The 10,435-nt window shown below is 64.2% G+C and carries 11 protein-coding genes; 7 read left to right on the top strand and 4 right to left on the bottom strand.

What is annotated here, in order from left to right:
• Together AYR66_RS30150 and AYR66_RS17975 are read right to left on the bottom strand one after the other, a co-directional pair.
• A partial coding sequence (locus AYR66_RS30150; protein WP_234814931.1) for an ABC transporter substrate-binding protein occupies nucleotides 1-579 on the bottom strand: 579 nt, incomplete at its 3' end.
• Nucleotides 580-586: 7 nt separating this feature from the next.
• Nucleotides 587-1,303, bottom strand: coding sequence for a class II aldolase/adducin family protein (locus AYR66_RS17975; RefSeq protein ID WP_088708648.1), 717 nt, complete (start codon nucleotides 1,301-1,303; stop codon nucleotides 587-589).
• Nucleotides 1,304-1,535: 232 nt separating this feature from the next.
• Here AYR66_RS17975 and AYR66_RS17970 point away from each other — a divergent pair, with 232 nt between their 5' ends.
• The gene (locus tag AYR66_RS17970) at nucleotides 1,536-2,735 is read left to right on the top strand and encodes a hypothetical protein (RefSeq protein WP_170942195.1); all 1,200 of its coding nucleotides are present in this window, start codon (nucleotides 1,536-1,538) and stop codon (nucleotides 2,733-2,735) included.
• 63 nt (nucleotides 2,736-2,798) lie between these two features.
• On the opposite strand, the gene AYR66_RS17965 is transcribed toward AYR66_RS17970, so the two are convergent.
• Nucleotides 2,799-3,959, bottom strand: a complete 1,161-nt coding sequence (locus AYR66_RS17965) for an LLM class flavin-dependent oxidoreductase (RefSeq protein ID WP_088708646.1) — start codon at nucleotides 3,957-3,959, stop codon at nucleotides 2,799-2,801.
• Nucleotides 3,960-3,982: 23 nt separating this feature from the next.
• A complete protein-coding gene (locus AYR66_RS17960; protein WP_088708645.1) occupies nucleotides 3,983-5,056 on the bottom strand; it encodes an LLM class flavin-dependent oxidoreductase in 1,074 nt (357 codons plus the stop codon).
• Nucleotides 5,057-5,348: 292 nt separating this feature from the next.
• Between AYR66_RS17960 and AYR66_RS17955 the strand changes: the two genes are divergently transcribed.
• The 6 genes from AYR66_RS17955 to cuyB form a co-directional block, all read left to right on the top strand.
• Nucleotides 5,349-6,383, top strand: coding sequence for a taurine ABC transporter substrate-binding protein (locus AYR66_RS17955; protein WP_088708644.1), 1,035 nt, complete (start codon nucleotides 5,349-5,351; stop codon nucleotides 6,381-6,383).
• A 5-nt stretch (nucleotides 6,384-6,388) separates the two neighbouring features.
• On the top strand, nucleotides 6,389-7,162 hold the full coding sequence (locus AYR66_RS17950; protein WP_088708643.1) for an ABC transporter permease: 774 nt from the start codon (nucleotides 6,389-6,391) through the stop codon (nucleotides 7,160-7,162).
• On the top strand, nucleotides 7,159-7,974 hold the full coding sequence (locus AYR66_RS17945; protein ID WP_088708642.1) for an ABC transporter ATP-binding protein: 816 nt from the start codon (nucleotides 7,159-7,161) through the stop codon (nucleotides 7,972-7,974). The genes AYR66_RS17950 and AYR66_RS17945 overlap by 4 nt, the downstream gene beginning before the upstream one ends.
• Nucleotides 7,975-8,019: 45 nt before the next feature.
• Nucleotides 8,020-8,811, top strand: coding sequence for a MetQ/NlpA family ABC transporter substrate-binding protein (locus tag AYR66_RS17940; protein ID WP_088708641.1), 792 nt, complete (start codon nucleotides 8,020-8,022; stop codon nucleotides 8,809-8,811).
• A gap of 62 nt (nucleotides 8,812-8,873) precedes the next feature.
• The gene (cuyA, locus tag AYR66_RS17935) at nucleotides 8,874-9,887 is read left to right on the top strand and encodes a D-cysteate sulfo-lyase (protein WP_088708640.1); all 1,014 of its coding nucleotides are present in this window, start codon (nucleotides 8,874-8,876) and stop codon (nucleotides 9,885-9,887) included.
• Nucleotides 9,884-10,435: cysteate racemase (gene cuyB / locus AYR66_RS17930; RefSeq protein WP_088709896.1), on the top strand; the 552-nt coding region annotated here is incomplete at its 3' end. The genes cuyA and cuyB, both read left to right, overlap by 4 nt.

Genomic DNA, 10,435 nt, shown 5'->3' with positions numbered 1-10,435 from the left:
GCCCTTCACATAGACGGCATCGACCTTGCCGTCAGCGAGATCCTGGATGCCTGCCCAGAGGCCACCGAGGCCATCCGCGGAACGCACGCCGTGACCGGAACCGACCTCGACGTACTGCGCATCTTCCAGCCGCAGGCCGGCCAGCGCCAGCGCGCCTCGATAGCCCGCCAGTGACATCGCGCGTGCGATGCTGCGGCCGCGTGTCTCGGGACGGATCGGGAAGTCAACCAGCGCCGGCAGCGCAAGACGCTTGCCCTGCAGATGCTCGGGACGGGTGATGCCGGAATCGGGACGCACGAGGATCGCCTGCCACTCGTCGATCCAGGTCAGTCCGATCACCTTGGTCGGCGCGCCCTGCGCGCGGGCGGCAAAGGCGAGCAGGTTGCCGCCCTCGCGGAAGAGGCCGGGCAGGTCATGGTCGTAATGGTGCCGCGCCAGCTCGGGCGCGTTTTCCTGCAGCGTGGCGACCGGCAGCTTGTCGGCCGCGAACTCTTCCTGCAGCCAGCCCAGCTTGTAGGCGAGGCCGGTCGCGGTCGGGACCGGGCAGCGGGTGAACCAGATTTTATCGGGCGCGGTCATGGCGTCCTCACAGGTCGGTGGCGGGGAGCAGGGACAGGCCGCGCGCGCGTTCCACGAGGCCGCTCATCTTCCACTGCTGCAGCAGCACGCCCGGCCCGAAGTCGCGCGAACCGCCGATCGCTTCGGCCGCGATCTGGATCTTCGCGCCTTCTTCCAGGATCAGGATGAACTCGGCGAGCTTCAGCAAGCCTTCGCGTCCCCAGACGGTGGAGCCGCCGTTCGCTTCGAGGATGGCGGTGTGGTGCGCGTTTTCTTCGATGCGGTCGAGGATGAAATCCACTTCCGGCTGGCGGCGGTCGATGTAGACCGGCAGTTCGCGGATCAGCTGGAATCGCTGCACCGGCACATAGCGGATCGGCAGCGTGCGGTGGGTTTGCGCCCAGGCACCGAGCGACGGCGAATGGACATGCGAAATCGAGGTCACGTCAGGGCGGTTGCGGAACAGTTTCAGGTAGCGGTTGCCGCCGCCGGCGTTGCCGCTGATGACGGTGCCGTCCAGCGCGAGCACGGAGGCGGTCAAGGGCTGGCCCTTGCGGAACGGGCCGGGATCGTTGACGACCACGACCTTGTCTTCATTGGGGATGCGCTCCACAAAGCCGACGGTACCGTTGGCAGTGAGGCTGCCGGTTTCACGCAGCACGTCGAAGGCCAGTGCGGCTTCCCTCAGCGTTTTTTCGACGAATTCCCTGGCGGCGGCGCTCAGGCCTTCCTTGACTTCAGACATGGTGTACTCCCTGTGTTGGTTGGGTTGCAGACCTGTTCTGTTTTGCAAGGGGTGTGCCATGCGGATTGGCTGTCTGCGCTGTTGCATACGCAGCATGTGGCGTGGTGTGCTGTTGCGGGATCAACAGGCGGGAACGGGAGGTGCGCAAATGCGCGCACAGGAAATGCGCGGCGCCTTATGTCAAACTACCGGGCGTTTGTTGTCTTGTTTTTCCAACCTGCTGATTGCCATCGTGAACTTTCGCTCCCTGATCGCCTCGCTTACCCTTGCCACTGTCGCACTCGCCGGATGCGGCGGTTCCTCACCGTCCACTCAGGAAGGAATTGCCTTCCCCGGTGCCCGCCAGGATTACCAGATCGAAAAGAGCGGCGACGCCTTCGTCGTGAAAGACAAGCGAAGCGGCGACACTTACCAGGTACGCGCAAGGCAGACGGTGCGCTTTGGCGATGCGAGCGTCAACCTGCGGGCGGGCGAGCTGGCGGCGTCGATTCCGGCTGCCGACCTGCGGCGCCTCATCCTGCTGTACACCGCCTACTTTGACCGCGTGCCGGACGCGGACGGCCTTGTCTACTGGATGGAACAGTTCAAGGCAGGCGTGAAGATCGACGACATTGCCAGCCGAATGGAGACAGCGGGCCCGGGTGGAGTGGTGAGCAATGCGGAATTTGTTCGCCGCGCGACATTGAATATCTTTGGCGCAGGTTTCACGCCTGAGCAATCGGCACTCGCGGTGTCGAACCTCGATAACGGGATCGCTTCGCGTGCCCAGGTCGTGCGCGTCTTGCTGAACGTCGCTGAAAGCTACAAGGGAGACCGTGTGCTGAGCGATGTCGCCCGGCTTCTCGACAACAAGTTCGCCACCGGTTTCCAGCTGGCGGTGCAGCAGGGGCTCACCTTTGCGGGCGCCGATGAGGCAATCAGGAAGGCATTGCAGATTTCCGCCGCCGTGACGCCTTCGGACATCTCGGCGGCCATTGCGCTGGCGAACGCGGCGCAACCGGGATTCAGCCTCTATACCCCGGCTCCGCGGCGGGCCAGCGATCCGATTACGCTGGACAGCCTGCGTGCATGTCCGAATTCAATGACCGACAAGTCGCCGGATTTCTATCAATGCCTGATCGGACATGCGACTGGCACCACCGTCGCGGGTAACGAGCCGTGTTCGTTGACGGTACATGAAGACGGCCGCTTCGATGTCACCACGGCATCGGGCACACGGTCGATTTCACCGCCATTCGGAGACACCACCTACAGCAAGCTGGATCACTCGCAGGAAGGCTTCTTTACCATAAACGCAGTCATGCGTACCAGCCCCGACGGCGAGCTGCTGCTGGGAATCCAGTTCATTTCGCCGGCACTCGCCAAGGTTCTGTCACTGGAAACGGGAATCCAGCTGTTCAGCAATTCCGTCAACTGCAAGCTCGGTGTTTGAATTGAAGCTGAGCGCGCGGCCGGGATCATGCCTGCTGACCGACATGATCCCGGCCGGCGCTGATCAGCCTACCTTCCGCAGCGCGGGCGCACTATGCCCGCGTACCAGCGGCAGCACTTCCTCCCCAACCCGGTACGCTTCCTCGAGATGCGGCGTGCTCGCGAGGATGAACGCATCGGCCCCCAGCTGCACCAGCTCGTCCAGCCGCCCCGCCACCTGCTGGTAGCTGCCGACGATTCCCTGCGTTTGCCCGCCGCGCAGCAGGCTGAAGCCCGACCACACATTCGGTTCGACGATCAGGTCCTTGTAGCTGTTGAGCGTGGTCGGGCGGTTCGCGCGCTGGCGGCGGGCGCCGACCGATTCGCTGCCATCGCTGCTGGCGAGGAATTGCCGGATGATGGCCGGGTCGATGCTATCGAAGCCGCGGCGCACTTCTTCCCACGCTTCTTCCTCGGTCGGGCGGGCGACGATGTCCACCCGCACCGCGCACTTGATCTTGCGGCCGAGCGCGTCGGTCTTTTCCTTCACGCGGCGGAATTTTTCACGCAGGTCGTCGAAGGGTTCGAGCCAGGTCAGGTAATAGTCGGCATGCTTCGATGCCGACACCAGCGCCGCGTCGGACGAGCCGGAGAAATAGATTTCCGGGAAGTCTTCTTTCGATAGCGGATCGACGAGGCCGGCATCTTCCACGTGGTAGAACTTGCCGTCATACGAGAACGGGCCGCCATTCCACACGCCGCGCACGATGTCGAGGAATTCCGTGGTGCGCGTGTAACGGTCGTCATGGCCGACCGTGTCACCCCACCAGAGCTGCTGCGGCCCGCCGCCGCCAGTGATGATGTTGTACAGCGCGCGTCCGCCGGTCGCGCGCTGCAGGCTGGCCGTCATGCGCGCCGCGGTCACCGGATTGAGGAAGCCCGGCTGGAAGGGAATCATGAAACGGAAGGTCCTGGTCTCCCGCGCCAGCACGGAGGAAATTACCCACGGCTCGTCGGTCATCGGGAAGGACGGGATCAGGCCGCCCTGGAAGCCGGAGATTTCGGCCGCGTGCGCAATCTCCGCGAGGTAATCGATATAGGTGAAACCATCCTTGCCGCCGCCGCCCAGGCCGGCCTTGCTCAGGTTGTCGTTGCCGGGGAACCAGTCGCCGCGGAAGGGCTGGCGCGCGCGATGGGAGCTCGGTTCGCCGTGGGTCGGGATACGCCAGAAGATATCAATGGTCATGTGTGACTCCAGTAGGGGAAGGCTCAGGCGGCCTTGCGATCGTTGTTGCCGAGGCGCGCGCGCAACGCGGGGAGCACATGCTCGCCGATGCGGTAGGCTTCCTCCAGGCGGGGAATGGCGCCGAGCACGAAACTGCCGATGCCCGCCGCCGCGTATTCGGCAAGGCGGTCGATGATTTGCGTATAGCTGCCCACCAGCGTACCGCGTGCGCCGCTGCGGTCCGTTGCCAGGTCGCGCCACAGGTTGGCCGACGTCACCGGCGCCTTGCTGTCATTGCGCTTGCCGGTCTGCTGCCAGTAGCGCAGCGCATCGCCAACAGCTTCTTCTTCGGTTTCGCGCGCCAGCACGTCGATCCGCAAGCCGGCCGTGACGCTGCGGCCGGATTCCTGCGCATACTTTTTCAGCGCCGCGATGGACGCGGTGAGGTCATCCAACGGTGCGGCGTCGAGCAGATGCACATCGGCCTGTCGGCCCGACAGCCGCAGCGCCTCGTCGCTGCTGCCGGACAGGTATACGTGGGGCACCGGCTTGTCCGCCAGCGGCCCCTTGAAGCCGCCGTTGAGAACTTCAAAGAACCTGCCCTTGAAATCGTAGCTGGTACTGGTCAGCACACCGCGCGCGACGGTAATGAATTCGTCGACGCGCTCGAGCTGGTCGGCATCCGCGGTGAAGTCGCCGAAGCGACGGCGCTGCGCGGCGTCATGATTGACGCTCACTTGCCATGCGAAGCGACCACCGGTGAAGCGCTGGAAGCTCACCGCATTCTTGGCCGCATACACCGCCGAGCCGCGAGCCGCATCGAATTCCGTCAGCAGCTTCAGGCGGCGCGTGCCGCGCGCCACGTAACCCGCGACGATCCAGGTCTCGTCGCCCTCCGGATCGTTCTGTATCTGGATGCCGTCGAAGCCGGACAGGTCGGCCGCACGTGCCACCTGGTGCACGTAATCGAAGAAGTTGAAGCGTGTGCCGCGCGGGTCGGACACGCCCGGCTGGAACGCCTGATGCGAACCTGCGCGTTCGCCGCGTCGCGTGAAGGTGGCGTCGCCGTGGCGTCCGTCGCTTCCGGTCGGCAGCTGCCAGATGAACTCTGTCGTCATGTTTTTCTCCTGAGACGGGTGTGGTGATGAATGGAATCGATAAAGGCAGGAAACGTGCCACTGGCGGCGGCAGGCAAGGCTGCTGCGAACGCAGCAAGCGAGAGTGAAATCTGCTTCGATTGCAGCAGCGGGTGTTCATGACCGGACATCCAATGGAACTCGCATGCTCCGCAATTTCCTTGCTCGAAAATTGGATAAGCAAGCTACAAATCGATCGTGTTCAAAGCAACTCCGGGTGCTTATAGTCCCAGTCAACGGCAACTTGTAAAGCCGCATATGAATAGGGAAAAACATGAAATCGAAAATAATCGTGAAGGCGGGCGCACTGTTCGCGGCCGCACTCTCACTCTTGACCGCTGCCGCCGTCGTGCAGGCGGAAACCGCGCCGGCCGAAGTGCGCTTCGCCTATGCCGGCGGTCCGCGCGTCTGGATCCTGGGCAAGGCCGACAAGTCCTTTGACAAGGCCTTCGGCGCACCGGTGAAATGGATTCCGTTCGCCAGCGGTTCCGACGTGCTGAGCCTGTTCGCAGCGAAGGAAATCGACATCGCCCGCTTCGGCGGCAGCCCGGCCGTGTCCGGCATTGCGCGCAAACTGCCGATCGAGATCATCGGCGTGCCGGAGATCATCGCCACCAGCGAGCGCCTGATCAGCCGCAAGAGCAAGGCCATCAACGGCGTGAAGGACCTCGAAGGCAAGACCGTCGCCTATCCGCCGAACTCCACCGCGCAATACGCGTTGGAACTGGCGATCAAGGTCAACCAGGTCGACAAGTCGAAGGTGAAACTCGTGCCGCTGAAGCCCGCCGAGCAGGTCGCAGCATGGAAGCGCGGCGACATCGATGCGGCGTATGTCTGGGGCCCGTTCTCGCAGCAGCTGGAAGCGGAAGGCGGCCAGGAAATCTTCGTCACCCGCCAGCTGCAGAAGGACGGCTACCTCGTCTACAACAACTTCGCGGTGCGCAAGGAATTCGCGGAAAAGTATCCGCAACTGGTGGCGAAGTTCCTGCGCGTGCACCAGGAAAAGGTCGACCAGTACAAGAAGGATCCGGAAGGTTCCGTGCAAATCGTGGCAAAGCATCTCGACCTGCCGATCGATACCGTGCGCAGCGTCCTCGTCGGCCTCGAATATCCGTCCATCGCCGACCAGTTGACACCGGCCTTCGCCGGTGACGGCACGACCACGCCGAACTCGGCAATCGCGCGCGCCGCCAAGGATACCGCCGTGTTCCTGGCCGGCATCGGCGAACTGCGCAAGGCGGACATTCCCGACTCGTTCGCGCCGGCGATCAATACCTCCTACCTCAAGGCGGCCGCCGCGCTGAAGTAAGACGTATGAAGAATGTACATCGCACCGTGCTCAGCATCGTGACCGTGGGCCTGGTGGTCGGCATCTGGCAGTTGTCCGGCAGCCTGTCCTGGGTGGACCCGCTGCTGCTGCCGCCGCCCAGCGATATCGGCATCGCCACCGCTGAATTGCTGGACACCGGGTATCGCCAGATTCCACTCTGGGAGCATGTGCTGGTCAGCGTGCTGCGCGCACTGGCCGCGTTTGCCGCCGCCATCGCCACCGGCATTCCGCTCGGACTGGCGATGGGTCGGTCGCCGCTGGTCAGCGCGATGCTGGAGCCCTTCGTGCAGTTCCTGCGTCCCTTGCCGAAGATCGCGCTCATTCCGCTGACGGTGGTATGGTTCGGCATTGGAGAAGGATCGAAGTTTTTCCTGATCTTCATTTCCTGCTTCCTGTCCGTCGTGGTGAGTGCCGCGGCGGCGGTCGCGGGCGTGAGCCAGAACCGGGTGCGCGCCGCGCAATCGCTCGGCGCCAGCGGCCCGCAGATCTTCCTGCGCGTCGTCCTGCCGAACGCGCTGCCGGAAATCTTCACCGGCGTGCGCCTGTCGGTGGGCATAGGCTGGACCTCGCTGATCGCCGCCGAGATGGTGGCGGCAACCTCCGGCCTCGGCTGGATGGTGGTCAACGCCGGGTCCTACATGCGCACGGATGTCGTCATGCTCGGCATCCTGCTGCTGGGAACCATCGGCTACCTGTTCGACCTGCTGTTGGTCGGCGTGCAGCGCGCGGCCGTGCCGTGGGCGGGGAGGGAAGCATGAGCACGCCCCGCATTGCCCTCGATGGCATCCGCAAGTCATTCCCGGCGCCGCGCGGCAGGCAGGAAAAGACGACCGTGCTGTCGGACATCTCGCTTACGCTGGCGGAAGGCGAATTCGTCTGCCTGCTCGGCCCGTCCGGCTGCGGCAAGTCGACGGTGCTCGGCATGGCGGCCGGCTTCGACCAGCCTGACAGCGGCATCCTGCTGCATGACGGCGAACCGATTGCCGGACCCTCGCCGCAGCGCGGCATGGTGTTCCAGCAGCCGACACTCTTTCCGTGGCTCTCGGTGCTCGACAACGTCACCTTCGGCCCGCGCATGGCGGGCGTGCCAAGGGAGCGTTACCTGGCCGAAGCCGAACGCTACCTGCGCCTGGTCGGCTTGCAGGGCTTCGAGCACCATGCGACATGGCAGCTGTCCGGCGGCATGCGCCAGCGCGCTGCGCTGGCCAGGGCCTGGATGCCGAACCCGGAAGTGCTGCTGATGGACGAACCGTTCGGCGCGCTCGACGCGCAGACCCGGCTCATGATGCAGGAACTGCTCACTTCGGTGTGGCAGGCGACCGGCACCAGCATCCTGTTCGTCACGCACGATGTCGACGAGGCGCTGTTCCTTGCCGACCGCGTGCTGGTGATGTCCGCGCGTCCGGGCACCATCCGCGAAGAGTTGCGTGTGCCGTTCGAGCGCCCGCGCTCCATCGAAAGCCTGGTCACGGATCCGGAATACGCGCGGCTCAAGCAGCGCATCCTGCACATCGTCCGCGAGGAAGCCGGCAAATCCATGCTGGCCGAGAACGGCCTCTGCCCGGCCTGACATCCCTCGCATCGTTTAATTTTTCCACCCATTCAAGGAGTATCCATGCATCGCAAATTTTCCCTGCTGCTTGCAGCATCCCTGAGCTATTTCGGCCTGTTCTCCGCCCATGCGAACGAGACCCTGACGCTGGCGGCCACCCCGGTCCCGCACGCCGAGATCCTCGAGTTCATCAAGCCGCGCCTGGCGAAGGAAGGCGTGGACCTGCAGGTCAAGGTCTTCACCGACTACGTGCAGCCGTCGACCCAGGTAAATGAAAAGCATCTCGACGGCAACTTCTTCCTGCACCAGCCGTACCTCAACGAGTTCAAGAAGGGCCACAAGAACGATATCCAGGTGCCCATCGCCAAGGTGCACGTCGAACCTTTCGCTGCCTACTCGGCCAAACACAAGAAGCTTGCCGACCTGCCGTCCGGCGCAACGGTCGCAATCCCGAACGATCCGTCGAACTCGGGCCGCGCGCTGCTCCTGCTGGAAAAACAAGGCCTGCTGAAGCTGAAGGATCCGACCAACATCTCGGCGACGAAGAAGGACATCGTGGCCAATCCGAAGAAGCTGAAGTTCCGCGAATTGGAAGCCGCGACCCTGCCGCGCGTGCTGGACCAGGTCGACCTGGCGTTGATCAACACCAACTACGCGCTGGAAGCCAAGCTCAACCCTGTTCAGGATTCGCTGTTCATTGAAGATGCGCGTTCGCCGTACGCCAACCTGCTGGTGGCGCGCGAGGATAACAAGGACAGCCCGGCATTCAAGAAGCTGGCCGCGGCCCTGAATTCGCCGGAGGTGAAGAAATTCATCGAGGAAAAATACAAGGGCGCGGTAGTCCCGGCGTTCTGATGCACGGCGCGGCAGGCGCAGCTCCGCCCGCCGCATGTTGACTATTTCATGATGGATATGTGATGCATCTTTCTCGTTTTCACCGCGTCAAGCTGACGCATGCGCCGACGCCGCTCGAATATTTGCCCAGGCTGACCGAATACCTGGGCGGGCCGCGCCTGTACATCAAGCGGGACGACTGTACCGGCCTTGCTACCGGCGGCAACAAGACCCGCAAGCTGGAGTTCCTGATCGGCGACGCGCTTGCGCAGGGCGCCACGCACATCGTTACGCAGGGCGCGACGCAATCCAACCATGTGCGCCAGACCGCGGCCGCCGCGCGCAAGCATGGCCTGCGCGTCACCGCATTGCTGGAAACGCGCGTCGCCGATGGTGCGCCGGAGTACTACAACAACGGCAACGTCCTGCTCGATCAGATATTCGATGCCAGCATCGAGACACGCCCGGCCGGCCTCGACATGAATGCGGAACTTCATGGGGTCGGCGAGCGATTGCGCGCACAGGGCGAGCGTCCCTACCTGATCCCCGGCGGCGGCTCCAACCCCATCGGCGCGCTCGGCTATGTCGTCTGCGCGCAGGAACTGCTGGTGCAGGCCAACGACCTCGGACTGAAGATCGACCGGGTGGTGCACGCCACCGGCAGCGCCGGCACCCAGGCCGGCCTTGTCGCAGGGCTGGAAGGCCTCAACAGCGGTATTCCCGTGCTCGGCATCGGGGTCCGCGCGCCGAAGGAAAAGCAGGAAGAGAACGTCTACAACCTTGCGCGCCAGACCTGGGAACTCCTGGGCGTTCGCGGCGACTTGCGCCGGGAAGCGGTGGAAGCAAACAGCGACTACGTCGGTCCCGGCTACGGCCAACCGACAGACGGCATGGTCGAAGCAGTGCGCCTGCTGGCGCAGCTGGAAGGCATCCTGCTTGATCCCGTCTACAGCGGCAAAGGCATGGCCGGCCTGATTGACCTGATCCGCACGGGCCGCTTCGGCAAGGACGAAAACATCGTCTTCGTCCACACCGGCGGCGCGGTCGGGCTGTTCGGCTACCGGGAACTGTTCGGCTCGCCGCTGGAGCGTGCATGAGCGAGCCGCTGATCGGCGTCCTCGGCGGCATGGGTCCGGCGGCCACGCTGGACCTGCTGCAGAAGATCCTCGAGGAAACCCCGGCCGAACGCGACCAGGACCATGTCCCGGTCGTGACCTGGAACGTGCCGCAGATCCCGGACCGGCAGAAGGCGGCCGCCGGCCTGGGCGAGTCACCGGTGCCGGCGATGGTGAAGGGCATCGTGGCGCTGAATGCGGCCGGCGCGCAGCGCATCGTCATTCCCTGCAATACCGCGCACCACTGGTTCGACGCGCTGCAGGCCGCCAGCGCGGCGCCCATCATTCACATTGCCGATGCCACGGTTGCGCTGCTGCAGGCGGGCGGGCAGGAGACGCGGCGCGTCGGACTGCTGGCCACGCGTGCGACGCTCGATGCGGCGATCTACCATGACCGGCTCGCGTTGCATGGTATCGACTGCCTCGAAAACACCGCGGAAGAAATCGACACGCTATTCACGCCCGGTTGCTACGGAATCAAGCGCGGCAAATTCGCGGAAGGCGGGGAGCTGCTGGAGCAGGCGGCTCGG

This window comes from Noviherbaspirillum denitrificans (assembly GCF_002211445.1).
GTDB classification, from domain to species: domain Bacteria; phylum Pseudomonadota; class Gammaproteobacteria; order Burkholderiales; family Burkholderiaceae_D; genus Noviherbaspirillum; species Noviherbaspirillum denitrificans.
Note: the sequence above shows the minus strand (reverse complement) of the source record. Positions and strands in the feature narration are given on the sequence as shown.

Bases quoted from the DNA above. Each gene is read 5' to 3' on its own strand.
- AYR66_RS17975 (WP_088708648.1), bottom strand. From the start codon at position 1,303: ATGTCTGAAGTCAAGGAAGGCCTGAGCGCCGCCGCCAGGGAATTCGTC.
- AYR66_RS17965 (WP_088708646.1), bottom strand. From the start codon at position 3,959: ATGACCATTGATATCTTCTGGCGTATCCCGACCCACGGCGAACCGAGC.
- AYR66_RS17960 (WP_088708645.1), bottom strand. From the start codon at position 5,056: ATGACGACAGAGTTCATCTGGCAGCTGCCGACCGGAAGCGACGGACGC.
- AYR66_RS17955 (WP_088708644.1), top strand. From the start codon at position 5,349: ATGAAATCGAAAATAATCGTGAAGGCGGGCGCACTGTTCGCGGCCGCA.
- AYR66_RS17950 (WP_088708643.1), top strand. From the start codon at position 6,389: ATGAAGAATGTACATCGCACCGTGCTCAGCATCGTGACCGTGGGCCTG.
- AYR66_RS17945 (WP_088708642.1), top strand. From the start codon at position 7,159: ATGAGCACGCCCCGCATTGCCCTCGATGGCATCCGCAAGTCATTCCCG.
- AYR66_RS17940 (WP_088708641.1), top strand. From the start codon at position 8,020: ATGCATCGCAAATTTTCCCTGCTGCTTGCAGCATCCCTGAGCTATTTC.
- cuyA (WP_088708640.1), top strand. From the start codon at position 8,874: ATGCATCTTTCTCGTTTTCACCGCGTCAAGCTGACGCATGCGCCGACG.